This window comes from Chryseobacterium culicis (assembly GCF_900108365.1).
Taxonomy (GTDB): Bacteria; Bacteroidota; Bacteroidia; order Flavobacteriales; family Weeksellaceae; genus Chryseobacterium; species Chryseobacterium culicis.
The window spans coordinates 124505-151467 of record NZ_FNWQ01000002.1; the positions used below are offsets into that span (position 1 = coordinate 124505).

Below are 26963 nucleotides of genomic sequence, written 5' to 3' on the forward strand. Positions count from 1 at the left end.
AGAAGTTTTTGCTTAATGCGGGGTGCTCAGTAAATCCTGAACGATAATTTTAGATTTTTCTATCAGTTCATTCGATCTGTAGAGCTGGCTGGTCAGTATGGAACTTTCAAAAAGGAGATAAATATGGGCTGAAATGATATCATTCTGAAGATCTTCATTGAAACAGTTTCTCAGTTTATTTTTATGACCGCGGATGACACGGTGGATTTCTTCTTTATCCGCAGGAATTTCTGACAGAATATTCAGAAAGCTGCATCCCCGGAAATCTTCTCTTTCATTCATGTAAATTAGGAAATCAAAAGATTTTTGGAACTTGTCCTGCACTGTTTCTGCTGCAGCTGTGAACTTGTCAAGCTCAGATACCCAGTACTCATACCTCTTATTAAGGAATTCAATACAAAGGTCATCCTTAGATTTAAAATGCTGATAAAAACTTGCTTTTGAGACGCCCGCTTCTTCAATGATCTGGTTGATGCCTGTATTGTTATAGCCTTGTCTATGGAAGAGAACCATTGCTGTGCTTACTATTCTTTCGCGGGGTTTAGGCATTTTGTGAAATTTTTACAAATGTAAAAAATAAACAGACTGGTGTGTCCGAAAAAAGAAATAATTTTAAATAAATCCTCGGGCATAATAAAGCTGGACCACAAAGAAAAGTACGGTGAAAAACCAGACTACATAAGGATGGTAACTGAAATTATTCTTCAGAATATAATGCAACGCTTTGAAAAGCTTAAATATTCCGATAATTCCAATGATGAGAAAAACAAGAAATACCAGGAAAAACAAATAGTCCCTTGTTCCATACTCGGTCACCTTACCCAGATGATCCAGATAAGATTCCACATTTAAAGTCTGTCCCAGGAACATCGCTGAACTGATCAGTATAAAAAACGGCGTTGAGGTATAAACGGTGGTATAAATAAACGAAAACAGCAGCGTTCTGAAGGTAACGGTATTTACTTTTTCCTTTTTGTAGCACAATAAAGCAACACTGAAGAGAACTGCGGTAATGTTATTTATTAGAAATATAAACAAAGCTTTTTCCACCATGCTTAGTCCTTTGATCTTCGAAATAATATGATGCTCACCACCATAATCCATTAAAAGCACGGAGACAATTACAGATGTGTACACAGAAAGTTTGATGGGAGAGAGGTAGTCATGAAAACGTTCCGCTTCTTCCTTTTCCATCTCATGGACGGAAAGATCGTAACAGCGGCGGGGATCCTGAAACAATTTGAAGATGGTTACCGGAACCAGCAATATTTCAATAATAATCTGCAGACACAGCTTTTCAAAGCTATCAATCAACTTTTCAAACATATATACGGATATTGGGGAACAGAATATGCAATTTACTTAAATTTTGAATGATATTGCCAAAATAGGGCTGTACATAAAAAAGAGTGCATGATCCTAATTAACCATCCACTCTCTGCCTGTATAAGAACTGCTCCCAGTGTTATTTGGGAAGTCCTCTTTTTAATGCGTTATTCGCTATTTCTACCGCTTTTCTTTCTTTCCAGTCCATATATCTTTTTTTGTAACGGCCCTTCATAAAGTTATCAAAGTTACGCTGAACGGCAAGGTTCCAAAGAGAATGTGCTTTTACAGCCCAGCTCTTGTCCCATGCGCGCAGAGAGATAGAGAAAGAGCCGTCCAGATATTTCATCCAGTGCCACCAGCCGGTAGGCATGAATAAAGTATCACCATGTTCAAGAAAACACTCGATGCCTTCAATACCGTCCAAAGCCGGAAATTTCTCAAAATCAGGATTGGCAATATCGTAATCTTCCAGAGCATAAGTCGCATACGGAAGTTTGTAAAGTCTGGATTTCCATTTGTATTCAAATAATAAAACATGCTTTCTTCCATTGAAATGGGTGTGGAAAATATGCGGCATATCAATATCATAATGAAGGAAAGTCACCGAACCCTTGCCTCCGAAAAACATACTCGGATATTTATCCAAAAATCCTCCCATCAGGTTCTTTGGCGGAACATAATCTTCCAGAAGCTTGGGAGCAAACTTGATAGGATCAAAGAAAAATATTCTCAGATCGGTAGGCTCCCGCTGAATAAGGTCAACGTAATCACGGAATTGCATTTTCGTCGTTGGGGTATTAATAGGAGCGGCAGGATCTGCTTTGGAACTGTCATAAAGGGGAACTTCAACGTCTCCTACTACTTCTTTCATATACTCCATCGTCCATTTTTGGTAGGCAGGCCATTTTCTCGCCATATTTCTGATTACCACTGGCTTACATGGCTTTAGATATTTTTCTCGGAAATCTTCTTGTGAAATATCATCTACAATATCAATTGGTTTAAGGATTATTCCCATTCGTTCAAATTATTAAGCTAAAGTATTAAATATTTACGATAATAAAATGAAAAGAATTAAAATTATTTGGAATTGATATAAATAAATGATAAAATACGTGTTTTGAGTTCTTTTTATTGGAGTTATTGTGCTGGGATTATAGTCTTTAAACTTTTAAAACAGGCAGTATGCAGGCTGTAATGAGTGTTGCAGAATATAATTATTGTATGTATCATTGTGGTATTAAAAATAATCATGAAACACCTGTCATCACTATTTCTTCTGCTTGCTTTTTCAAGCGCTTTTTCACAGAAACCTTCCAAAATTTTTACTTCGGATATTGATCATTTCTGGGTAGCTTATGACAGCATTCAAACCACAGACAGCTTCTCCAAAAAACTGGATTTGATAAAAAGGTTTTATACCGGTAAAGCAACAAAAGGCTTAAAGGCTTTCATGAATGCCAGGGGGTACAATGACAGTCTTTATGTGAAAAATATTGAGAATTATCCGAAATTCTGGAATTCCATACGATCCAATACGCTGACGATAAAAACCAAAACCGACGAACTGGAAAGGAGCGTTGCGAGGCTGAAGGAAATATATCCCGAGCTTAAAGATGCAGAAATGTATTTTACCATTGGCGGGCTTAATTCCGGAGGAACGGTAAGTGAAAATACGGTATTGGTGGGAGCTGAAATTGCCACAGGATCTCCGTCTACCGATGTTTCGGAATTTCAGGACGAATGGCTGAAAGGCGTTTTTGCAAAGCAGTCTCTCGATAATATTGTTTCTCTCAATATTCATGAATACATCCATACCCAGCAGACCGGAGACCGCAGAAGGGTATTAAATCAGTCTATCAAAGAAGGATCTTGCGACCTGATTTCAGAGCTCGTGATGAACAGACCGCTGGAAAGAACATATTTATATTACGGAGCTGCTCATGCTGCTCAGGTGAAAGATTTATTTAGAAAAGAAATGTTCACCGGAAATTTTTCCAACTGGCTCTATAATGGAAGAGATAAAGGTGAAAGTGCAGATTTAGGATATTATGTAGGCTATGAGATCAGTAAGTTATACTATCAGAATGCCAAAGATAAGAAACAGGCCGTCAAAGATATTATTGAGCTGAATTATAACAGTGATAAAGCCGTAGAAAACTTCCTCACTCAATCTAAATTTTTTAAAGAAAAAACTAAAGATCTGATGAAGGAATACCGGAAAAATACGCCAGATGTTGTGAAAATAACTCCTCCCAATGGTTCTTTAGCGGTAAGTCCTGATACAAAAGAAATGAGAATTACCTTCTCAAAAGAGATGGTACCGAAATATTATTCTTTCAATCTTTCCGATAAAGGAAAAGAATACCTGCCCATCACCAAAGTAATAGGGATGGAAAATAGTGATAAAACTCTGGTTCTGGGAGTAGATCTTAAACCCAATAAAGAATATGAATTTATCCTCACCAATAAAGGTTTCAGATCCAAAGATGGCTATTCTCTTAAAGACGAAAGGCTGGTGATCAGGTTTAAAACCGGAAACAAATAATTGGATTGATGATGAACGATAACCAACTTTTATATACGACGTCAATCATTTGCTTTTTGCTTATTATCTTAACTCTTAGGCATTATAAAAAATTCGGAATCGTTAATGTGATCTTGTTTTGCCTGTACAATTCTGTATTGTATTATCATTTTATATTCGACAGCAGTGGAGGAGCCGGTCTTGTATGGTGGTTTTTCCTAATGGTGTTATCGGCATTTCAGATGCTGATAATATTGATTTATTTTGTTGTCAGAGCCTGTCAATAGAGAGGTAAAATATGATTATAAAGTCTTAAAAAGAAAGTGATGAAGAAAAATACCATAAGAGTATTTGTCATAAACGTAATGATATTGTCTTTAACAGCCTATATTCTTGGGCTTACAGACTCTGCATTCACGCAGGTTTATCCATCAGAAAATAGGTTTTCGTACCTGATCAGCTCCGTAAAGTATTTTGTACTCTGGGTTCTGCCTTACTGGTGGCCGATCATTACGGTAGGTGCTGTATTATTAACCTTTTTATATGCGGTGATTAGAAAAAATTGATGCACAGAGCAAATTCCATTTCGCCTGAAATAGGTATCTTTAAATCTTTAATCTACAGTCAATCCTTTGAAAAAACTATTGCACCATTTAAAATTCAGATTCCATCAAAGCTTCAGACTGCTCAACCTGAACCCAAGAAAAAGTGTACCTGTCCTGCTTATTCTGGGTGGGCTGATGATCATGAAACTGCCTGACAATTACTATTATCCACCTTTGCTGTTTATAATGATCCTGCTTTTTCATCATGAAAGAAAAGACATTCCTTTTTTGAAGAAAGTTTTTGTTAAAAGCTGGCGGTGGGTAATTATACTGGAAGCTGTAGTTATTTATCATATTCTGCTTTTTGGAAACATTCATTATACAGCAGACAGCATGGCCTTATTTTCATTGCCGTTATTTATTTTACTGGGTTTTATCAGCCCGGTAATAAGACATGACGCCGCATTTCACTGGAATTTTATTCCTGATGATTTATTTGAATGGAAAAGCTTTCTGAGAAAAAACACCTGGCTGGCAACTTTGGGATTGGTGATCATCTGGTGTTCGGCTTATCATCCTGTAACATTCATTCTGGCCGCGGTATTGGCGCTGGATTACCTCTCCCATATTTACGAGCTGAATGAAAACAAAGAAATGCTTGAAATGTATTTCAGAAAATATACCTTAAAACAAAAACTGAGAAGAAATTCACTGTTTGTTAATGCTTTACTTCTCCCTGCGTATGGCCTGTTTCTCATTTTGCATCCTGCGGAAAGCTTATACATTCTCTATTATTTTGCCTTTATGAACCTTTATTTTCTATTGATTTTAACCAGAAAATACAGGCAGTATCATTATAAAGAAAAGAGTAATTATTTTAATCTGGGCGTTTTTATAGAGTATACCATATGCAGCCTGGCCATTATCCCAGCCGTATTTATATTGAAAAAAAATATCAGGGAAGCTTCTCAAAATATCAGAACCTATGTTGGAGATTAATAATATACAAGTTCATTTTAAAAATCAAAAAGTATTAAACGGCCTGAGTCTGTCCGTGGAAGAAGGCTCTATAGTGGGATTACTTGGAAAAAATGGAGCCGGAAAGACAACACTGTTTGAAACTCTTTACCAATCTGTTCCTTTTTCAGGAACTATTACCTGGAAGAATGAACGGCTGAAACGGGAAATGATTTCCTATCTTGAAACTGAAAACTACTTTTATCCCTATATGACAGGAGAAGAATATCTCGCTTATTTCACTTCAAAAAAAGAAAATGAAGCTACAGATATTATTGAAAAATTCAATCTCCCTCTGAAAAAGTATGTACAGTATTACTCCAGTGGAATGAAAAAAAAGCTTGCGCTTGCCGGGATGCTGATGCTGGATAAACCCATTGCTATTCTGGATGAACCTTTTAATGGGGTAGACTTTGAAGGGGTTCATATCCTTTATGATATTATCAGACAGCTGAAATCCGAAAACAAAGTAGTCATTGTGAGTTCTCATATCATCGAAACGCTTTTTCATACCTGTGATAAAATAGCCCTTCTGCAAGATGGGAAAATTGAAAAAATATACAATAAAGAAGAATTCAGCCAATTGAATACACTTAAATTCTAGAGGTGAAATTTACATTTTAACGATTTTAACCAAGCCAGTCAGGAGAATTTTTATTAAATTACTCCTGCAAATCAAACAAACTTGTTGACTATGAAAAACCTAAAGAAAATCGCGAGACAAAGTTTAAAGACGATAACCGGCGGCCGTCCACCAGCAGCCAGCGAATGTAAAGCATGCGGCTGTCCTACAACTATCTGTTATTATCTCAACGGAAACGGTGGCGGTGGAGGATGTGGAGACATTCTTTGTGCATAATCATCGCTCATGAAAAAACCTTCTACTTTTTAGAAGGTTTTATTTTGATTAACGCTTAGAAATTGTATATTTCTTTCTGATAACCCTACTTTTTATAAAGTAAAACAGTAAAAAAATTCTTATGCCTGAATTTTTTCATGATAAAAGACTGTATTATACACCTATGGAGTTTGCATTAAGCCATATCGGGGGTACCTGGAAAATGCCTGTACTGTGGAGATTACAGGAGATACCTCTTCGGTTCAGTGAGCTTAAAAAAGATATTCCCCATATTACAGATAAAATGCTGACCAGCCAGCTTCGTGAACTGGAAGCCAAAGACATGATCCATCGTGAAGTATTTCCTGTAGTTCCGCCAAAAGTGGAATATAGCCTTACAGAGAAAGGAAAAAAAGCAATTCCGGTAATTGAAGCCATCATGAGCTTTGGTTATGATCTGATCAAAGATGAAGGAATTGTCTTTCCGCCCAAAGACTAATAAACGCCTGTTTCTGCATAAATAAAGCTTTTTTCATACCTTCACCATAAAATTGATTCTACAGTATGAAGCTGAAACTAGGGATATTAGACCAATCACCTACAACAGTGGGAGGAAGTGCTGCATCTGCATTGGAAAACAGTATCAGTCTTGCTTTGCTGGCCGAAGAAAAAGGCTTTCACAGCATTATGTATTCTGAACATCATGGAGTAGAAGCGTACGGAAGTTCCAGCCCCGAATTACTGGCAGCTATTGTACTCAGTAAAACGAAAAGAATAAAAATAGGAACAGCCGGCATAATGATGAGAAACTATTCTGCCTATAAGATTGCAGAATGGACCAAAATGCTTTCAATACTCTATCCGGAACGTTTTATTCTCGGTTTGGGAAAAGCCCCCGGAGGATTGAAAGATGCCGTGATGGCACTCAATAATCATAAACCGGTCATTCTCTCCGATATGGAAAAGAAACTGGAAGAAATCATTCAGTTTATAAAAGATGAAAAAGGAGTCTATGACGGGCTTATTGCACAACCCACCCAAGTAAACCATATCCCTGAAATAATATGGCTGGGTTCAGGAATTACTTCCGCCAGAGAGGCCGCGAAACATGGTATTGGATATTCTTTTGCGGCTTTTATGAACAGTGATAACGGCATGGAAAATACACAAGCTTATCTCCGGGAGTTTGATGAGACTCAATATTTTGCTCAGCCTTCTTTACAGATAGCCGTAGCAGCATCGGTGTCAGACACTCTGGATCAGGCCAGAATGAATGCCTACGGCATGGCCTATCAGTTTTTACAGTCACGGAAGTTAACCAGTCCCGATGCGGTTCTTCCTACCGAAGACATAGAGCAAAGAATTTTGGGTACAGACGGCGAAGAAGAATTTTTAAAGGTCTTGGACAGGATTATGATAGAGACACCACTTTCCATAGGTCAGAAACTACATCAGGTTGCAGAAAAATACAATACCGATAATATCCTGATATTATGTAATATGCATCGAGAAGAAGACCGTATCTATACCTATAAGAGTATCATTGAAAATACCCAATAACCCTTCAGAGTATTTGAAGATGGGCTATAAAGGGTATATTTTAACAAGAAACTAAACATGAAGCAGGATAATTCGATATTATATATCATGACAGGTGGTCCCGGAGGAGGAAAAACGACTTTGCTGGATGAATTAAGTAAAAAAGGACTGATAACGGTTCCGGAAGAAGGCAGAAAAATTATAAAAGAACAGATTCATATTGGTGGAGAGGGACTTCCCTGGCGGGATAAGGAACTTTTTGCCCATCTGATGTTTAAGGAGTCTGTTAAAACGTATAAAAGAATCAGGCAGCTCCTGAACCCGAAACCCGTTTTCTTTGACCGTGGAATTTTGGACACGCTGGGCTATATGAAGCTTGAAAATATTCCCATTCCGGCATCAATGGAAGCAAAAGCCAGAGAAATGACTTATAATACCACTGTTTTTATTCTGCCGCCGTGGAAAGAAATCTACGAAAATGATCCGGAAAGAAAGCAAAGCATAGAACAGGCTGTTCTTACCTTTGAATGTATGAAAGATATTTATCGCGAGTACAGCTATAGCCTCGTAGAAGTTCCCAAAGTTTCGGTAGAGAAAAGAGCAAACTTTATACTGGATGCTATTTCGTATACTCATTAGGATTAATTGCTCAATCATCAATAATCATTTGTAACATGAACCATCTTTCCTTTGAAAAACAGCTTATTGAAATGGCCCGCAAAGACCTTTCTCTCAGAGAAAAGCTATTAAAAGCAGGTAAATTGTCCGGAGGTTATCATCCTGAAATGGAAAAAATTCACAGAGCTCACGCAGAGCAGCTTCGGGAAATTATATCGGAGATCGGTTTTCCTACAGTTTCAAAGGTGGGTAAAAAAGCAAGTGATGCGGCATGGCTGATCATCCAGCATTCCATTGGAGAACCTGAATTGATGAAAAAATGCCTGGCTATGATGGACGAAAACAGTGAAGATATAAATCTTACGAATAAAGCCTATTTGTATGACCGAATTCAGGTCTTTCAAAGTAAGCCGCAAAAATACGGAACACAGCTGACAGCGGATGGAGCTATTTATCCTGTCGAAAATAAAGAAAACTTAAATCAGGAGCGTGAAAAAGTAAATTTGCCAATACTTTCAAGGGAGGAAATCAATACAATTCCGGCGCCAGAAGAAATTCCGGAAATAGAAAGTAAAGATCCGGGCTATACAGTCTGGCGAAAAAAAACTGGCTGGATTTAAAGTACTATTATATTTCGTATTTATATTCTGATCGGTTCTGGTCTTACTCCTTCAGTAAGGGCCTTGGATCAAACAGTACTTTTAAAGACTGAATTTTTTCATTTTTGATTTCATACCATCCTGAAGATTCTATGGTTTGTTCTCCCATAGCAATCATATACCAGAAACATACATCTTCGCCCGCTGTGAAAGTTTTAAGAATTTCATATTTAAACTTCATCTTCTTCATATCCTGGATGTATACAGAAGCACCTTCTCTCTTTCCCAAGACTCCAGTAAATGTAAAATCAGGATCCAGACAGCTTTCCGCCATGTCAAAATTTTCTTCATTCAGATATTGGATAAATTGTTCCGCTGTATTTTGGTGTTTAGAATTCATAAAAATGTTTTTAATAGAAAAGACAAAGTTAGCAGGTTACGCAAAATTCCGTTTGTGACTGTAATCACAAAACAGTTCAGATTGTACATTATTTTAAATCGGAAATTCTGCCTTTGGCATAAGCAATCTGTTCTTTTTCCTTGTCCTGATCCGGATTGTTTTTAAGATAAAGCTGGTAATGGGTGGCCGCATTTTTCGGCTGTTTAAGATGGAGATCGTAAAGAAGTCCCAAACGATAATAAATGATATTACTTGTGCCGAAAGTCAGTCCTCTTTTATAAGCAGCCACTGCTTCATTATACCTGTTTTTAGCCTCATCAATACCAGCCAGTGCAGCATAGTATAAGCTGGTATGATCTGAAATGGCCTCATCAATTGTCTTTTGAGCATAAATACCTGCATTATCATAATCTTTCAGTTCGCGGTAGCTTAAAGTCATGAAGTATAATGTACCCTCGTTTTGTACGCCTTTAGCTTCCAGCATTTGATAAAGATTAATGCATTTCCGATAATCTTTTACATAAAAATAAGCCTGTCCCACATCATTCATTACATTCACATCAGCATGATTTTTCAAGAGTTTTTCTCCGGTTTCAATCACCTCTGTATACTTTCCCAGCTGATTGGCAGCCGGTAATAAAGCTTGCTGTAAAGTAAAGTTTTCAGGGTCAGAAGCAATTGCTGCTTTCAGGACCTCATAAGCAGGTTTAAACTGTTTGAGACCACTGTAAGCCAAAGAAAGATCATAAGCTACATCCGGATCAGTATTGTTCAGGGTATTGGCTTTTTTCAGGTAATTAAGTTGGGATTCAGGAGTATCGGCATGGGAAGCAAGCTGTTTATATGCGCTGAAATTGAGGCTGTCCAGCTGAATAATCTGCTGAAGATATGCCCTGGCATGAGATGCGTTGCCACGTCTGGAATTAATGCTGGCCAGGCTGAATAGAGTAGGGATATTATTCGGTTGTATGGCATTGATTTTCTGGTAGTTTTTTTCTGCTTCCGGCAGTTTTCCCGCCATCATATTACAGTAAGCGATTTGTGAAAGCGCTTTTAGATCCTGGGTGTCTCCCGGATACATACGCTGAAGATACTGCGCAGCATCAGCATAACGCTGTGTTTCATAATATTCCAGTAGCTTTTCAGCATCAATTTTTGCAGATTGAGCATTCATATGGCTAAAGCAAAACAATACAATGCACAAACCTGTTACTAATTTCATCATGGTTATTTTTTTAACTAAAATATTGGATATTTAGTAAGCATCCAAATTTAAAAATCACTTATTTGGGATTTTTTGCATCTTTGTGAATAATTTCTGAGTACAATCAAAAATTTCTTTCTTTATAATTCTTATATTCACCCCAGATAAAAGTATCAGAGAAAGCCTGTAGATATGGAAATAAAAAGTGTACAATCATTCCTGGATTATTACGAAAAAATAAGAGAAAGAACCAGCCGGATCATCAGTGTTGTCCCTCCTGAGCATATTGATTTTACGTATAAACCTGGAAAATTTACCATTGGAGATCAGATCAGACATATTGCTGCAATAGAAAGGTATATGTATGGAGAAACCATTTCCGGAAATAAAAGTGCCTATCCGGGATGTGGAAAAGAACTTGCTGACGGGTATGAAAATACCGTCAAGTTTTTTAACGAGATGCACCGTCAGACGCTGCAAATTATCGGAAAGCTTTCTGATGAAGATCTTACCCGCAAATGCTTAACCCCTGCCAATAATGAAATCTCTATCTGGAAATGGCTGCGTGCAATGATAGAACACGAGATTCACCACAGAGCTGAAATCTACATTTACCTGAACCTTCTGGAGGTAAAGACCCCGCAGATCTACGGATTTTCTGCAGAAGAAGTGCAGGAAATGAGTATAAAATTATAGAATACTAATTGATGAATGTATATTTTTCAGTCGGTTGAGGTTAATTTGTATATTAGCCCATTCAAAAAATAATAATGACCAGATCTGTTATCATTCCCCTTGTATTGCTTCTAAACAGCGCATATGCACAAACAAAGTCACTGCTGAAACCGGGAGATACTTTACAATACATTCCGCTGTCTCATAAGCCTTCGTGGATTTCAATACAATCAGGAGAGGCCAATCTGGGAATTGCGTTATTTATGGATGGAAAAAAACTGAAAGAACAGGATGATTCCAGAGGAACAAAAAGTGTTGAGCGATTCTATTTTACCCCGGAAAAAGGAAGGAAATATGAGCTGAAAATCTGGGCCAAATCCTATATAGAAAAAAGCAGGCCAGCTGAAGTTTCTATCACAGAATCTAAGAATACATCAGTTCTGGATGGGCAGTTCAGTCCTGACCAGTTTGTAGAAGATCTCAGAACATTCCGTTCGATCAGAGAAAAAGCCAATTCGGGATTGTATGTGTACAGAACCAGAAAAGAAATTGACAGCATTTACCGGCAGGCTGAAACGGAGGCTGGAAACAGTAAAAATATTTTTGATTTTTATAAAGTCATCGCAAATGTGACGGGATTTGAAGGAAGCTGTCACAACTATACAGATCTGCCCAATCATGCTTCCTATTATCTTACCCAGAAACCGGAATATTTACCCATTACGCTAAAAAATGTTGACGGCCGCCTGCTTCAGGATTCTAAAGATGTGGCGATTCCTTTAGGCGCCGAAATCCTTTCTGTTAATGGGGTTCCTGCCAGAGAAATGATCAGCCGTTTTTCTAAATACTATTTTTCTGACGGATATTCCATGCCGTACAAAGAAACGACGGGTTTTGAGAGAGGCATGCTGGATAAGTTTTATATAGAATTCGGAACACACAAGAAGTATGTTATTACCTATCAGTGGAACGGAAATATAAAAGAAATTTCATTGCCCGGAACATCTTGGGAAAACTTTAAAAAGCTTCAGGATTCAAGACATTCCTTACATTTTGACCAAAAACTGCTTTCAGAAAAATACAGTTTCACGAAAGAAGGAGAAGGAATATACCGATTATCTTTGAGGGGATTTGATTTTGCCACCGGAAAAGAAGATCCTGCTTACAAAAAATTCAGTGTTTTTCTTGATCAGATGATGGATACGCTGGAACGGGAGAAAATACAAAATCTCATCATAGATCTCAGAGGAAATACCGGAGGTACGGGAGCGCTCTATGAAAAAGTGTTCTCGTTCTTTACCCCAAGGCCTTTCCGTGACAGCCAGTATGCATACACTTTGTTCAATGAAGTTCCCCTGGAAGAAAAGCTGGTAATCACTCCTCTTTTCCTTTCTAATGGAGTAAATGACAAACATGGACTCAATGCTTATCTGAAACAGCTTTATCCTAAAGAAGTTCAGGGAAAATATTACTGGACAGATGATAAAAATCCTTCTATTATGCCTGATACCCGAACTTTTAAAGGACAGCTTTATCTGTTTGTAGATCAGCGGGTAGCTTCTGCAGCCTCACATTTGGCTTCACTCATTAAATCTTACACCAATGCCATAGTCATCGGAAAAGAAACGGTAGGAGGGTATTATGAGCATAACGGACATCTGCCATTGGTTTATGAACTTCCCAATACAGGTATTCAGACAGGATTTTCTATCGTCCATGTGATTCAGGATGCACAAAACCTGCCGGATCAGAAAAGAGGGCACGGTATTATACCCCATATTAAAGTGCAGCAGTCTGATCAGGAATTTCTGGATCAGACCGATGTCTATCTTAAAACCGTTTCAGAACTCAGAAAACAGAAACAATAAAGCATTGAACTATCCTATAAAGACCCTCTGAAATTCATTTTCGGAGGAGGTTGTTGTATAGTGTTTTTTAGGTTATTTCTATTTTATGTGATAAATTTATTATTTTAATGTATTAAAAATTGTTAAATATCCTTCTGATAAACAGATATTTATTTCTTTTATTTTATCATTTGTTTTAGAAATATGAAACAAAAGTCGTAGAACTACTACAAAATTTCAGATTGCCTTCAGAAAATTTTTTGAATAGAGATTAGCGTTTTATATTTGTAAGACCACCAATCCAATTACAAAAAAATTAATCATGATTATATCTTTCATCTCATAACCATAAATACCGGAGAAACCCCGTAATATAACAGGGTGTAAAGCAGAGGTATTTTCTGCTTTACCATTTTACAATTACGCATATACCCTGTTTAGATCTTATTATCTGCATTCAATTTCCCGAAACAGACTGCAGATAACGAAAATGTATCTGAGTGACCTCGGATAGATTTTAGCCTTAAAACTTGACACCCAATCAATCAAAACAGTATAATTATGTTTCAGGACGATCATTCACCCAAAACGCCTGTTCCCCAAGATAAAATTCCGGCTGCAAACAATATAAAAGAAACACTGAAGGACCAGGCAGTGAGTAAAGCGGCCAGGGAAGTACAGGAAAAATCAGGCGGAACCGTTAAAAAAGCAACAGAAAAAATGGCTCAGGCCCAGGCCTACACAGGAATGGTTCAGAACGGTTCTCAAATGTTCATGAATCAGGTTAAGCAGCCTAATCCCCCTACATTGGTTGAAGACAAAGTATGGTCCAAACAGCCCACATCCGGAATCTATAATGCCAATACAATCCCCGGCAATCAGGTAGCGGGAATCAACCGTGTTGTAAAACTTGAAATTGTCATTGACGGAAAAGTGCTCAAGCATTTCAAGCATTTTCAATTAAAGCAAAGCGCTGTTAAACATCACGAATTTGATCTGACGCTGGCTCACGACACCTTAGGAAGTTCAGAAAATCATAATCTGGAAGAAGCCCAGAACTTTCTGGGAAAAAGAATCACCGTTATTTTCAGGTACAAGGATGTTGAAGACGGCCCGGAAAGAAACTTTGTAGGCGTCATTACAGAAGTAGGTTTCAGCCAGGAAAAGGGTAGCCTCGGAAATATTGTTCTTACAGGATCAAGCCCTACAGTTCTTTTAGATGCGGCACCCCATATTCAGAGCTTTGGAGGTGCACAGGAAATCAGTCTGAACAGTATTGCAGATCAGGTCATCAAAGAAGGCTTAGGGCAGAATACCTTTGATTTCAGAGTTGATGCAGCGCACGGAAACGTTTCGTACAGCTCACAGTATGAAGAGACCCATTACAATTATCTCGCAAGAATAGCAGAAGCCTATGGAGAGCAGTTTTATTATGACGGTGAAGTTCTTCATTTCGGTAAGCTGCCGCCTCAGGAAAAACCTGTAAAGCTGACTTATGGCAGCAGTGTAAGCGATGTAAAGATAAAAATGAAAGCTCAGCATGTAAATCCGTCATTTTATGGATACAACAGCAGCAAAAATGAAAAATTAACCGCAGGCAGCTCAAAAATCAATCATACTTCAGATATTGCTAAACGGGCGTACGAAATTTCAGAGAAAACGTTTACAACACCGTCTCTAAGAGTGGCTCCCATAAAAGCTGTGTCTTTCATGGATGTGGAAAATTCCCAGAAAGGAACAGCAGGAAGCAAAGCATCAGAAGTATTTGTCATTTCAGGTGTTACAACAGTACCATTCCTTTATCCCGGCTGCATTGCTGATATCGAAATGAGAAAAGCAGAAAGCAGTGAAACTACTTATTTCACCAAGCTGATGATTATAAATATGGATCACGAAGTAGATGCAAGAGGATATTATACCGGAACATTTGAGGCCATAGCTTCGGATACAGGGTTTATTCCGCGTCCGGAGTTCCATTTTCCCAAAGCAGATGCACAGTTTGCCAAAGTGATTTCCAATACAGACCCTCTGAATCAGGGAAGAGTGAAAGTTCAGTTCGACTGGCAGAACGGTTCTACTACCACAGAATACATCAGGGTAATGACTCCCGATGGCGGCGGAAGCGAAAAAGTAAGCAAAAACCGTGGCTTTATGGCTATCCCGGAAGTGGGTGATCAGGTTGTGGTCAATTTTGCCCATCAGCACCCCGACCGTCCCTTTGTAATGGGGGGAATGTTCCATGGCGGAGTAGGCGGAGGCGGTGGTGCCGGAAATAATATTAAAAGTTTAAGCAGTAAGAGCGGGCATACGATGAGCCTGGACGACGCCGGCGGAATTACCGTAAGAGATAAAGACCAGAATTCTGTTTTTCTGGACGGAGCAGGAAATATCACCATCGACAGTAAAATTTCTATCACCCTCAACTGTGGAAGCAGTTCCCTTTATATGGATAAAGACGGAAATATTCAGATCAAAGGAAAAGAAATATTTGTACAGGGAATCAATATCGGAGTGGGAGGAACATCCAGTATTGGAGTGGGAGTAGGGCCTGAAGACGGAGATCCTGTTTCGGGAATCGGAATCAAATCAGATACGCTTGATGTCGGAACCACCACTCTTTCCATGAGAGGAGATACGGAAGCCAATCTCAGCAGCGGAGGGAAAATAAATGTGGGCGGCGGAAGTGAAACCAATATTGTAAGCGGAACCGTAAAACTGAATTAAAAGCAGATGAATCCCGTAGATTTGGAGTTGGTCAAATTAAAAAGACAATGGCAGAAAGTCGTTTCAACAAACGAAGAAAAACCTATGCTGATCTGTACAGGAGAAAAACATGAAACCGATCTTTTTGACGGGTTTATCAAATCAAAACTTTCTGAAGATGAAGAAAGCGATGACGTTTTTTTACTCCATTACCAGGAATTTAACGGCATGAATTCCTTCGGACAGACCTTACTGGATGAATGGACCGAGTTCTACGAAATGCTGAAAAAAAGCGAAGAAAACATTCCATACTGGGATCTGAAGAAGCCGGAAGAAACCTTTACAACAGATGCCTATAAAGCATTTTATCCTTTACTGGAATTAAAGAAAAACTTCCCGAATATTCAGCACCCCAAGATCTACCTTTACATCGCTCCCCTCAGAATCAGTAACAAAGAAGAGTTGTCTTTATGGGTGAAGGAATGGTGCAGCATCTGTGAGGCATCAGAAAATAAAGATATTAAGCTGGTCTGGGCAGAGCATCACACCTACAGAACACTGTCACCGATTCCTTCAGCACACAGTTTCAGGGTAGAAGTGGATATTCATCAGCTGATGCAGAATACTGCGGCGCATACCAACCGGAAGAAAAACAGTCCGGATACAGATTTTCAGCAGCAGATTCTTGTAGCCAGTAATCATTTAAGTAAAGAAAGATTCAAAGAAGCGGAACATGCCCTGAAAACAGCCGTGAAGCTGGCTAAAGAACAGAAAAATAAACAGGGTGAAATCTCTGCCTACTTTATGCTTACCCAGGCTTATACGGCAGACAGGAAAAAAGAACGTGCAGAAGATACATACAGGACGATATTGGAAGAAGTAGAACCGGATTCACCCCTGGCGGTTCAGATGTACATGAATTACGGGAGCCATCTCTTGGGAAGCTCAAAGAAATCCAAAGCAGAAAAGATATTCGAAAAAGCTGCAGAAACAGCACAGAAAATTGGCGAATATGCAATGGCTATCGAATGTTACAGAATCATAGGAACCCTGAATGATACTCTTCTTAAAAAAGATACAGTGATCAGGTATTTTGAAAAATGCCTTGATATCGCAAAAATAATGGAACCTTCAGCCAGAGAACAGAGCAGTCTGCGGTTTGTAGCCTCAATGCTGATTCTCAAATACGAAGGCGATCAGGATAAAAAAACAAAACTGGACAATGAAATGAAGACGTATTTTGGCGATGACTGGAAGGTAAGTGTAGAAAGACCAAAAGCCGGGTAATCTCAAATTAAAAGAATCATGGCAGATCTCAATAAAAAAACAGTAAAACCCATCAAGGTTGAAAAACCGGATATGAATCCGGACCGCTCCCTGAGGGTAAATGCAGACGTTACTTCGGTAAGCTGGGACAAAACCAAACAGGGCTGGAAAAACGGGATGAAAAATAATTTCGACTCCCTTAATCCTGTGTCTATGGCTAAATCCATTGCAGGAGGAGACAGCGCTCAGCCGGCGAAGGGGAATGGCGGCGGAGGTGGAGACAGTGCTGTAACCGCAGAAAAAGCCGCTCCGGAAAGCAAAGTGAAGCTGATCAAAGTTAATACACCCGCAATGCCGTCCACCGCTATTCAGCATACAAGTAAACATTTTGATATTGTTCTGGCCATTGATATCCACTGGACGTTGATTCCGCCGCCGCCATCTTTCATGTTAATTCCGCTGCCATTACCGCATCCGTTTATCGGGATTGTTTTTGACATCATGGATTACATTACCATCACCATTCCGATTCCTCAGTTTGCGAGAAACCTTATGCCATCTCTTCCGGAAAGCATTCCGATGGGAGGCTCCATCTACGTTCACGGAAGGCATAAAGCCACTACTACGACCAGTGTAATGGGAGTCTTGATTCCGTTCAGGCATATCACCTCACTTATTCCGGTATACATCATTCCTTTTCCTCAGGAAGCTCCGCACGAAGGAGAGGTGTATTATGGTTCGCAGACCGTTCTGGCGCAGGGAAGTAAGATGAGTGGAAACCAGCCTCAGCAGGTGCTTACCTGTATGGGATTTCCTTTCGGAATGACAATGCTTCCTGCTATGCCGGACAAACCGAAGAAAAATCCACTGGCGTATTTCGCCTTTTACAATAATTTTTCAAGCATGTATATCCAGATCAATACGGGCGGCCCTGTATTGGTGGGAGGAGCTTTTGTTCCCCATGTCTATACGCCAGGCGAAATGCTGATGCGTCTTGCCGGTATGTTTTTAATGAGAAGCCTGACCAAGAAAATCGGAAAGCTGGGAGCAAATGGCTTAAAGAAATTCAACAACAGCGTTCTTAAGAAAGCACCGTTCAGCAAATTCAAATTGGCTAATGCATTGTCTAAGAAGCTTTGTCATTGGGGGTTTGAGCCTGTCAATTTAGCCACAGGCGCTATGGTTTTTGAATGGGATGATTTTGAGGTTCAGGGAAGCACCCCTTTACAATGGAGAAATGTATGGCACAGCGACAGACCTTATGATTTTGGCCCTGTAGGAAACGGTGTTTTCAATAACCATGATCTGTTTATTCTTCCCGAAGAAAACAATAAGTTTGCTGCTTGGATGCATCCCGACGAAAATATATCAATGCTGATTCCCGCCCCGGAAATCGGAGAAGAAATGACCTATTTCAGGGGTCAGAAAATAGGCCAGTACCGGCCAAGCAGCAGCATCTGGATAATAAGGAAAGGGACTGATATTTATACCTATCAGCGTTTCCACCATGCTGCAGAAGGACCCATCTATAAAGTCATCCGTATTGAATATGGAGACGGAACAGTCAGAGAATACGAATATGAAGACCGGAATATTGTTCTTAAAATGATTAAGGACCTTAACACCGGTAATAGTATAGAAACGGTTATTCATCCTGAACATAAAAAAATCACAGAAGTATATTACTGCTATAAGAAACAAAAAGATCTGCAGATCCGGTATGAGTATGACGGCCGCGGAAATCTTACCCACGTCTGGGATCTTCACAAAAAGGCAATTGTCTTTGAATATGACGGAAAAAACCAGGTAGTGAAAAGAACCAACCGTAATGGAATGAGCTATCAGTGGAAATATGATAAAAACGGAAGGGTAATTCATACCAAAGGTACAGACGGATATATGGAGGGAAGACTTCAGTATCACGATGAAGAAGGTTTCACTGAAGTTATTTATCCAAAACAGAACAGCAGAACAGAAGAATATCATTATGATGAAAACTTTCTGGTCTATAAGAAAGTAGACGGAGAAGGTGGCGAAACATGGTATGATTATACCGCTCATAATGAACTGAAAATGATAGGATCACCTGAAGGCAGGGTAGAAGGATTCACTTATGATGAAATGGGAAATATTAAGACCTATCACAGCCCGGATGGAGAAGAATACCATTATCGGTATAACGAATTTGGACAGGTCACAGCCCGTTTTTCGCCTTCCGGAACTTCAGAAACATGGAGTTATGATGAAGATGGTAAACTCTTAAGCTACACCGATCCCACAGAAGAAACCGTTTACTACGAATACGCCGATGGTGAACAACTTCCTGAGGCCAGCAGAAGAGGAGATATTATCACCCGCTATCATTATAATCAGAGAGGGCAGGTTACTCTTATTACCAACAGTGCCGGCGCTGAGCAGTATCTGAAATATGATGAATATGGAAGAATGCTCGTTTTCAGCCCCAAACCATTAAACAGAACCATTCTGAACAGAGACAGGATGGGAAGGGTAATAGAGGTAGATGAACAGGGACAGCTTCCTTTAAAGCTGCGTTACGATGCTTATGATCTTCCGGTATACGCCACAGACGGCCGTGCAGAATGGCTTCTGAGCTATACCCCATTGGGCAGCCTGAAACGTAAGGTAAGACGCAATGCCCTTACCAATAAAAAAGAAGAAACGGTAATTTTTGGATATGATGCCTATGAAAATTTAGTAAGCATAACCAATGAAAAAGGAGAAATTTATTCTTTTGAAAGAAATAATAACAATGAAATCATTGGAGAAACGGGCTTTGATGGTCAGAAAAAATTCTTTGTAAGAGACAAAGACGGGCTCATTACCCAAAGAAGAACCCCTCAGGGAAAAAATACATTCTATGAGTATGATTTAGGACGAAGAATCACACAGACTCATTATCCGGACGGAACCTGGGAAGCTTATCAATATGATACCTCAGGATTACTGATTAAAGCTGATAATGAGGACAGCAGCATCAGTTTCCAGAGAAATAAATTAGGACAGATCATCAGTGAAAAACAGGGTGAACATTCCATTCGGTATGAATATGACGGCCAGGGAAATCTCATAGGCCTACAAAGCAGCCTTGGGGCAGAAATAGAATATGCTTACAATGATCTGAGACATCTTAAGACAGTCAGAGCAGCTACACCTGAACTTCAGCTTCCATGGCAGATGGATCTGAATATCGGCCAGAGCGGAAAGATACTTTCCCGTGAAATGACAGGCGGAGTAGAAAGTACTTTCGAGTTTGATCATATCGGAATGCCGGTAAGCCAGAAAGTGAAAGTCAATAAAACGGACACAACTTTCCATAAAGATTATGACTGGGCCGCCGGAGGCCGGCTGTTCCATGTTCTGGACAGAGTGACGGGAGGAAGAACCAGATTTGACTATGATGCATTTGGAAGTCTCATCGCTGCAGAATACTCAAGTGGTGAAGTGCAGTATAAAAATCCTGATGCCACAGGGTGTCTCTATGAAAGTGCTAAAAGAACCGACCGTGTTTACGATAAGGGCGGAAAACTGATGCGCGACAAAAACTGGTTCTATCACTATGATGAGGAAGGCAATTTACTGTTAAAAAGTAAACGTCCGATCAACAATGTCCTGCCGGAGAATCACGAAGAAGAAGATCTCGTGCATCCTTACTACAAAACCATCGCCTCAGACTGGCTGAATACTCCTAAGCTTCCGGACGGAATCGATTTACCCGATGTTAATCCAATACCTTCCGCAGAAGTGCAAAACCCGGAATGGAACCCTGGCGACTGGGCTTATTGCTGGCATGCCAACGGAATGCTTACCAAAGTAAAACGTCCCGATGGAAAAGAGGTCAGTTTTAGCTATGATGCACTGGGAAGAAGAATATCAAAAATTGGAGCAAAGAAAATAACTCGTTATATTTGGGATGGCAATGTCATTTTGCATGAATGGAGTTACGATATTGATGAAGTACCCGTAACCTCAGTAGATGACGACGGAAATGTCATAGCAGGAAAAGAACCTGTACAGAATGTGGTTACCTGGATATACGAGCGAAATTCATATATACCATGTGCCAAAATGATCAATGGAGAAAGCTACAGCATTGTTTCCGATTATTTAGGCAGGCCTGTTCAGGCTTTTGATGAAGAAGGACAAATCGTCTGGAGTACAGAATATGATATTTACGGAAACATTAAAAAATTAAAAGGAGACCGTTATTTTATTCCATTCAGACAACTTGGGCAATATGAGGATATAGAAACAGATGGTCTTTATTATAATCGCTTTAGGTATTATGATAACGATAGTGGAATTTATATTTCTAAAGACCCGATAGGGCTATTTGGAAATAATCCCAATTTCTATGCATACGTTTTTGACAGTAATATTTGGGTAGATCCATTTGGGCTTACAGGTACCTATATGTTTACTAATGGTTCAAAATGGTATATAGGAAAAGGGCCTTCCAACAGGATGTATACTTCAATGGGAGAAAGAGTGGGAGGCAAAGGAAATGTTACTCAGGGAATACATGTGGATTATGGAGATAATAAAACAGGGCTGATGGTAGAAGCTGAATTAATGAGAAGAAATAATGCCGTGACCGCTATTGATTTTGATAATGCTATCAATTCACCAGGCGAAAAATTATTGACAGATGCACAATTGAATAATCCAACCTTATACAATGATATTGTAAAGAAAGCGGATGATTTTGAGACAAAATTTAATACTACAGTAGGAATAAAATGTTACTAGATAAAACAGTAAGAAAAAATTTAGACGGGGAATATATAGTTATTCATGCTAATCAGTTAAAAGAAGGTACAGAATATGCTAAGCATTTAAAAATTGCTCAAATTCAGATAAGAGGGTTCTTAGGGCATGAAAATACTGAGTTTAAAGTCGATTTTAAAGAATTTGAAAAACTTTCAGATCACTTGAAAATTATTTCTTTAAGCACAATAGAAAATGTTGCAAATATTGAATCAATATACTCTTTGCAAAACCTTGAAAAGATCTATTTAGAGAAGCAAAAATTTTCAATTGATATATCAAATTTCCATAAAATTAAACATCTGGGTAGTGAGTATTGGAAAGGATTGGTTAATTTTAATAAGGCTTATTCATTACAAAGTCTTGTCCTTACAAAATTCCCAAACACGAACCTTAGTGAACTTTCCAAATTGGAAAATCTGAAAGTTCTCCATGTCTACACTTCGAAGATAGAAACACTGGATGGTATAGAAAATCTTCCGTTGGAAGAATTAGCTTTAGTGAAAAACAATAGTTTGGAAAATATAGAAGTCATTAAAAAATTGAAAATGCTGAAGGATCTTTTAATTGAAAAGTGTAAAAAAATTGATGATTATAAATCTGTGGACGAGATAATGGATAAAGTGAACGTAAGAATTATTAAATAAATATGAAATTGAAGAAGTATAAATGAGTAATATATCTCAAAAGATCCAGAACAATATTGATAACATTGAATCATTAAAAAAACAGATCTCGGGATGGAAAAAGCTAAGTGATGAAGAACTTTTTCAGGCCGTTAAAGAATTTGAAAAAACTCCAAGGCTGGAAGTGTCAATATATTATAATTATCTTTTTAATGATGCTAAATTTGCCGATATCCTGTTAGATATTTATAAAAATAATACTGAAAATGCCAAGTTGGTTATTCTTCTCATTTCAGCAATAGGCAATATGATTCAAAGATATAATCTGCCAGAAACAAAGGATATTTATGAGTTGATGTTTGATAATGCTTACAAAAAAAACATTGGTCCTTATGTCGCAATATTTCTTCCAAGAATGGAGCATTTTAAAAATTACAGTAATAAATGGCAGTATTTTATGGAGGTAAAGGATATGTCTCCGAAGAAAGTAGCAGAAAGTTCTTTTGAAGTCATCATGGATATATTGGGCAGTGAAATTCCTGAAAATTATAAGGAAGAGGTCGCTAATTATTTCGACAAAAAAGCAGAAGAATCCAATAATGAATATGGAAGGCAATATTATTCAGATTTAGCGAATAAGTTTAAATAATTTATGGAATACTTTGAAAAAAAAGAGGGTAACATTTTTTTCATACCCTTATTCTTACCTGGAGGGGTAAAAGAAAATGTTAAAAATTATAAATCTTTTAAATTTGTTGAAAATGAAACATATGCGTATGGAAGATTAATTGAAAAGAATGATTCAACCGGAGATCTTATTGAAATATTTAAATATACAGGTGAAATTCCAAAGGATAAAAATATAATTCTTAATTCAGGAAGATTAACAGAGCCTATCCATACTACACTGGCTTTTGACAGAAACAGATGGAGATTTATTTTGGAGACAGATCAGTATGATAAAAATAAAGATTCCAATTATTCTGAAATAACTTTTATTCTGGGTACAGAAAATAGCTTTGATTTATGGAAAGGCGGAACAAAGCAAAGAATAAGTAATGACGAGGCTAAAAAATATAACCCCTGGACTATCTTCAATCCAACAAGAGTTGAAGATGCTATAAAAACTGATAACCTGACTCTGCTCCAGCAATAAGATGATAAGATGATGGAAACAAATAATTTAAAACAAGCAATCAAACCCTTTTTTTGGGTAGAACACTCCAACAGCTTTTCTGTTTGTCTGGATGCAGGATCCTATAAACAGGAAATATTTGATACCCGTGCCGATGAAGGTTTCGAAGGAAATGGCTATGATTGGGCCTCATTAGCAGATGTTTTTATCCAAGAAAAAAGACCCGATCTGATTGATATCATTCATTTCGATCCTGAAGCAGGAATGTTTTGTGCCTATTCTTCCGATTCAGAAAAGTTGAAAGAATTTATCTTAAACTTTAAAAATGCATGCGAAGATGAAACCTTACTCAAAGATTTGTTTTCACGCGCAGAGCTGGATTGATTTGGTTATACTGCTTCTTAAAAATACCTGTTAACAAAAAAATACGAAAACATGCCCATACCGCAAAAACAATAAATAAATTTTTAATCCAAATCCAATCCAATCTATATGAAGAAAATATTCTCCGAACTTAAAGGGTTCGTCGTGTTCAGTCCGCAGCTTTTAGCAAAATATCTGGAAGAAAATCATCTTGAGGGTAATAATATTTTAAAATATTTTGTTGAAAATGAACATGGCGATGAAATTACAAAATCAGGAATTGCTATTCCCATCATAGGGGTAGAAGAAGATGATTACGCATTTCGGATATCAGTGAATGAAGAAAAAATTTTGAATGACAATGAGGTAGAAGTGGAGTCAAAAGGCTGGATATTCCAGAGTGCCAATAATGAAGTTAAAATAGTGGGCATTGGCTACCTAAAAGATATAGCCTCTATTAACGATGAAAATACCATAACTTTTTCGTTAGAAAACGGATGGTATTCTTTAAAAATACGGGGAGGAAATAAAAATGGCGAAAGATTATTTGAGCTGAATATGCAGAAACAGGATATGCATCCCGTCTTTAGCGGAGATGTCACCACTGAATATTATTATGGATAAAAATATTTATTAAAAATGATATTCATAGTGGAGTATGCTCTTGTCATAGCTAAATAACTGGTGGTGAGTTCTTAATATTCTTATTTTGAAAAACTGAAAATATGTATTCTATTGTGAAATTTCGAAAATCCAGAATTTTCACAAAAAATATTTTGTCAGTAATAAAAAAATTTCTATATTTGCACCACTGAAAACAACGGTATTACCGGAGTTTAGGGAGAGTTGGCAGAGTGGTCGATTGCGGCAGTCTTGAAAACTGTTGACTGTAACAGGTCCGGGGGTTCGAATCCCTCACTCTCCGCATAAAAAACCTTAAATCAATTGATTTAAGGTTTTTTTATTTTTAGGATGATAAAGAATCCTTCATCAAGCTTATTTTTCAGAAAGATGTTCCTCCCTAAAAAATCTGTATTAAAAAAGACATTCTGCTCTTTTCATCTGATGAAGAGTAATCAAAATATATAACGAATCCGTTGTACTTATCATGACGCCGAGATAATTTTACATCAGAAAAACAGATATTTAGATATTTGTAATTGATATTTCATTATGAATAGTAGAATTTAAGTTAAATGGCATAAGTGTATTTTTTGATGTGTTAATAGCAGTTAAATTCGCACAACTTTAATATGCTAATTATAAACTCAAATAACAACACAGGATGAAAAAACTCTATCTCGGTGCCTGTACTTTAGGTACTGCTTTGGGCCTATCTGCCCAGGAAGTATTATGGCAGAAAGACATCAAATCCTCTACCCAGGATTTTCTAAGCCAGGTTACCACGACAATTGATCAGCAATATTTAATCACAGGAAGCTCTATTCAGAGCAATAAACTGCAGGCAGAAGGCAGTAAGCAGAATAACGGTTATGATTTTCATTTGATTAAACTCAATCAGCAGGGAGAAGAAGCCTGGGAAAAATACTTTTCAGGACAAAATCATGATTATTTATCAGCAACAGTTACTACGCAGGATGGCGGATTTCTTTTGGCAGGAACTTCTTATTCCGGAAAAGGACTGGATAAAAAAGAAGAATCCAAAGGAGGATCCGATATCTGGCTGATCAGGATCAATGAATTTGGTGATGAACTCTGGCAGAAAACATTGGGGAGTTCTTCCGATGAAGAAGCAAGAGCTGTGATTCAAACAACAGATTTAGGGTTCTTTGTGGCAGGCAATGTTACAACCCTTCGACAAGCTCAGGATTTAAAGGGTTACGGTTCCAAAGATGTTTTAATCACAAAACTGGATAAAGACGGAAAAGAGCTTTCACAGCTTATTTTAGGGGGAAAAGGTTTAGACGAAGTGGAAAAGATGATACCCACAAAAGATGGCGGAGCATTACTGGGTATTTATTCCAGAAGTTCCGAGGTTCGTGTTTCGGGATCTGCCAGCACTCAGGCGGGTAACCAACGATCTGCCTCTTCAACAGCCATTAGCCAGAAACCAAAAGCCAGCAGCAATTATGGCGAAGGTGACTACTGGATCGTGAAGCTAGATAAAACCGGAAAAGTAGAATGGGAAAAGAATTTTGGAGGAAAAGGAGATGATCATATCAGAACCCTGGCATTAACTTCAAACGGATTTATCATTGGCGGAGAATCAAGATCAGAAAGATCGGGAAATAAAACGGTCAGCATTGAAGAAGGAACCGATCTATGGCTGATTGCTTTAAATGAAAGAGGTGATGAGCAGTGGCAGAAATCCTACAACTTCAAAAACAGAGACATTTTGATGGGAATGAGTGTGGTAAGCGGGAGGCTGGAAGATGGAAGCGAGAAGTCTAAAGGTATTTTGCTGGGAGGTTATACTCAGGCTGAGGGAAGAGTACAAACCGACGACGAAACCTTTTGGATGTTGTATTTAGATCAAAACGGGAATGAGCAGTGGAGAAAACATGTTAAAGGAGAATCCAGACAAAAGGAAGAAAGGCTTTCTGATTTAAAATTGAACAGAGACGGATCAATTGTTCTTGCCGGAACCAGCGCCGAAGAACTGGGTAAAGAAAACTGGAAGATTGTAAAGCTGGGTGACAAACAGGTTGATCAGCTGATTGAAAAATATGATATCAAGATCTATCCAAATCCTGTCTCAGACTATGCTTACGTAGAAATCGGATGTGATTCTTCGACAGGCTCAGAACAGGGCTTCAAGGATGCTGATATTCTATTGTATGATATGTCCGGAAGACAGCTTCAAAGTATTAAAACAAAAAACAAAGTGACCAAGATTAATACCCAGGCTTTGGTTCAGGGAGCTTATTTAATCACTATAAAGACTGATACCAATAAAACGGCGAATGCTAAATTAATCAAGAAATAA

Annotated in this window: 25 protein-coding genes and 1 tRNA gene; 21 read left to right on the forward strand and 5 right to left on the reverse strand. The window is 38.3% G+C overall.

All coding sequences use genetic code 11. The features are described from left to right. Window positions 1-12: 12 nt before the first annotated feature. From BLW74_RS06880 to BLW74_RS06890, 3 genes are all read right to left on the reverse strand, one after another. Entirely contained in the window at window positions 13-549 is a 537-nt protein-coding gene (locus tag BLW74_RS06880) for a TetR/AcrR family transcriptional regulator (RefSeq protein ID WP_089690931.1), read from the reverse strand. Between the two features lie 63 nt (window positions 550-612). After that, on the reverse strand, window positions 613-1326 hold the full coding sequence (locus BLW74_RS06885; RefSeq protein WP_089690932.1) for a hypothetical protein: 714 nt from the start codon (window positions 1324-1326) through the stop codon (window positions 613-615). Between the two features lie 139 nt (window positions 1327-1465). Then, on the reverse strand, window positions 1466-2347 hold the full coding sequence (locus BLW74_RS06890) for a cupin-like domain-containing protein (protein WP_089690934.1): 882 nt from the start codon (window positions 2345-2347) through the stop codon (window positions 1466-1468). Between the two features lie 234 nt (window positions 2348-2581). Between BLW74_RS06890 and BLW74_RS06895 the strand changes: the two genes are divergently transcribed. From BLW74_RS06895 to BLW74_RS06940, 9 genes are all read left to right on the forward strand, one after another. Further along, complete coding sequence (locus BLW74_RS06895) at window positions 2582-3877, forward strand: Ig-like domain-containing domain (RefSeq protein WP_089690936.1); 1296 nt, start codon at window positions 2582-2584, stop codon at window positions 3875-3877. A 305-nt stretch (window positions 3878-4182) separates the two neighbouring features. Further along, window positions 4183-4422, forward strand: coding sequence for a hypothetical protein (locus BLW74_RS06905; RefSeq protein ID WP_139265712.1), 240 nt, complete (start codon window positions 4183-4185; stop codon window positions 4420-4422). Window positions 4423-4488: 66 nt separating this feature from the next. Continuing rightward, the gene (locus BLW74_RS06915; RefSeq protein ID WP_139265713.1) at window positions 4489-5400 is read left to right on the forward strand and encodes a hypothetical protein; all 912 of its coding nucleotides are present in this window, start codon (window positions 4489-4491) and stop codon (window positions 5398-5400) included. Then, a complete protein-coding gene (locus BLW74_RS06920) occupies window positions 5387-6022 on the forward strand; it encodes an ABC transporter ATP-binding protein (RefSeq protein WP_089690943.1) in 636 nt (211 codons plus the stop codon). The genes BLW74_RS06915 and BLW74_RS06920 overlap by 14 nt, the downstream gene beginning before the upstream one ends. A gap of 90 nt (window positions 6023-6112) precedes the next feature. Then, on the forward strand, window positions 6113-6277 hold the full coding sequence (locus tag BLW74_RS22370) for a bacteriocin-like protein (protein ID WP_167358393.1): 165 nt from the start codon (window positions 6113-6115) through the stop codon (window positions 6275-6277). A 121-nt stretch (window positions 6278-6398) separates the two neighbouring features. Continuing rightward, window positions 6399-6755 carry a winged helix-turn-helix transcriptional regulator gene (locus BLW74_RS06925; protein WP_089690944.1) on the forward strand — a complete coding sequence of 119 codons (357 nt, stop codon included), beginning with the start codon at window positions 6399-6401 and terminating at the stop codon, window positions 6753-6755. 65 nt (window positions 6756-6820) lie between these two features. Further along, window positions 6821-7816 (forward strand): MsnO8 family LLM class oxidoreductase, encoded by a 996-nt coding sequence (locus tag BLW74_RS06930; protein WP_089690946.1) that lies wholly within the window; start codon window positions 6821-6823, stop codon window positions 7814-7816. A 57-nt stretch (window positions 7817-7873) separates the two neighbouring features. Then, entirely contained in the window at window positions 7874-8434 is a 561-nt protein-coding gene (locus tag BLW74_RS06935) for an AAA family ATPase (protein ID WP_089690948.1), read from the forward strand. Window positions 8435-8469: 35 nt separating this feature from the next. Then, a complete protein-coding gene (locus BLW74_RS06940; protein ID WP_089690950.1) occupies window positions 8470-9033 on the forward strand; it encodes a DUF6624 domain-containing protein in 564 nt (187 codons plus the stop codon). A 43-nt stretch (window positions 9034-9076) separates the two neighbouring features. On the opposite strand, the gene BLW74_RS06945 is transcribed toward BLW74_RS06940, so the two are convergent. After that, entirely contained in the window at window positions 9077-9412 is a 336-nt protein-coding gene (locus BLW74_RS06945) for a nuclear transport factor 2 family protein (RefSeq protein WP_089690952.1), read from the reverse strand. 88 nt (window positions 9413-9500) lie between these two features. Further along, window positions 9501-10637, reverse strand: coding sequence for a tetratricopeptide repeat protein (locus BLW74_RS06950; RefSeq protein ID WP_139265714.1), 1137 nt, complete (start codon window positions 10635-10637; stop codon window positions 9501-9503). A gap of 171 nt (window positions 10638-10808) precedes the next feature. On the opposite strand from BLW74_RS06950, the gene BLW74_RS06955 reads away from it, so the two are divergent. The 12 genes from BLW74_RS06955 (at window position 10809) to BLW74_RS07010 (ending at window position 26963) form a co-directional block, all read left to right on the forward strand. After that, window positions 10809-11312, forward strand: coding sequence for a DinB family protein (locus tag BLW74_RS06955; protein WP_089690956.1), 504 nt, complete (start codon window positions 10809-10811; stop codon window positions 11310-11312). A gap of 74 nt (window positions 11313-11386) precedes the next feature. Continuing rightward, the gene (locus tag BLW74_RS06960) at window positions 11387-13159 is read left to right on the forward strand and encodes a S41 family peptidase (protein WP_089690959.1); all 1773 of its coding nucleotides are present in this window, start codon (window positions 11387-11389) and stop codon (window positions 13157-13159) included. A gap of 540 nt (window positions 13160-13699) precedes the next feature. Further along, window positions 13700-15862, forward strand: a complete 2163-nt coding sequence (locus tag BLW74_RS06965) for a type VI secretion system Vgr family protein (RefSeq protein ID WP_089690960.1) — start codon at window positions 13700-13702, stop codon at window positions 15860-15862. Window positions 15863-15868: 6 nt separating this feature from the next. Then, window positions 15869-17128, forward strand: coding sequence for a tetratricopeptide repeat protein (locus BLW74_RS06970; RefSeq protein ID WP_089690962.1), 1260 nt, complete (start codon window positions 15869-15871; stop codon window positions 17126-17128). 18 nt (window positions 17129-17146) lie between these two features. After that, window positions 17147-21874: an RHS repeat-associated core domain-containing protein gene (locus tag BLW74_RS06975; protein WP_317041026.1), complete on the forward strand. Its 4728-nt coding sequence runs from the start codon at window positions 17147-17149 to the stop codon at window positions 21872-21874. Next, window positions 21865-22539, forward strand: a complete 675-nt coding sequence (locus BLW74_RS06980) for a hypothetical protein (protein ID WP_089690964.1) — start codon at window positions 21865-21867, stop codon at window positions 22537-22539. The genes BLW74_RS06975 and BLW74_RS06980 overlap by 10 nt, the downstream gene beginning before the upstream one ends. Before the next feature lie 22 nt (window positions 22540-22561). Further along, window positions 22562-23167 (forward strand): hypothetical protein, encoded by a 606-nt coding sequence (locus tag BLW74_RS06985; RefSeq protein ID WP_089690966.1) that lies wholly within the window; start codon window positions 22562-22564, stop codon window positions 23165-23167. Window positions 23168-23170: 3 nt separating this feature from the next. After that, complete coding sequence (locus tag BLW74_RS06990) at window positions 23171-23674, forward strand: Imm26 family immunity protein (protein WP_089690968.1); 504 nt, start codon at window positions 23171-23173, stop codon at window positions 23672-23674. Between the two features lie 9 nt (window positions 23675-23683). Further along, window positions 23684-24037: an immunity 51 family protein gene (locus BLW74_RS06995; protein ID WP_228424806.1), complete on the forward strand. Its 354-nt coding sequence runs from the start codon at window positions 23684-23686 to the stop codon at window positions 24035-24037. A gap of 108 nt (window positions 24038-24145) precedes the next feature. After that, a complete protein-coding gene (locus tag BLW74_RS07000) occupies window positions 24146-24640 on the forward strand; it encodes a hypothetical protein (RefSeq protein ID WP_089690970.1) in 495 nt (164 codons plus the stop codon). Between the two features lie 216 nt (window positions 24641-24856). Beyond that, window positions 24857-24941: transfer RNA gene (locus BLW74_RS07005), tRNA-Ser, on the forward strand. 360 nt (window positions 24942-25301) lie between these two features. Beyond that, entirely contained in the window at window positions 25302-26963 is a 1662-nt protein-coding gene (locus BLW74_RS07010) for a T9SS type A sorting domain-containing protein (protein WP_089690972.1), read from the forward strand.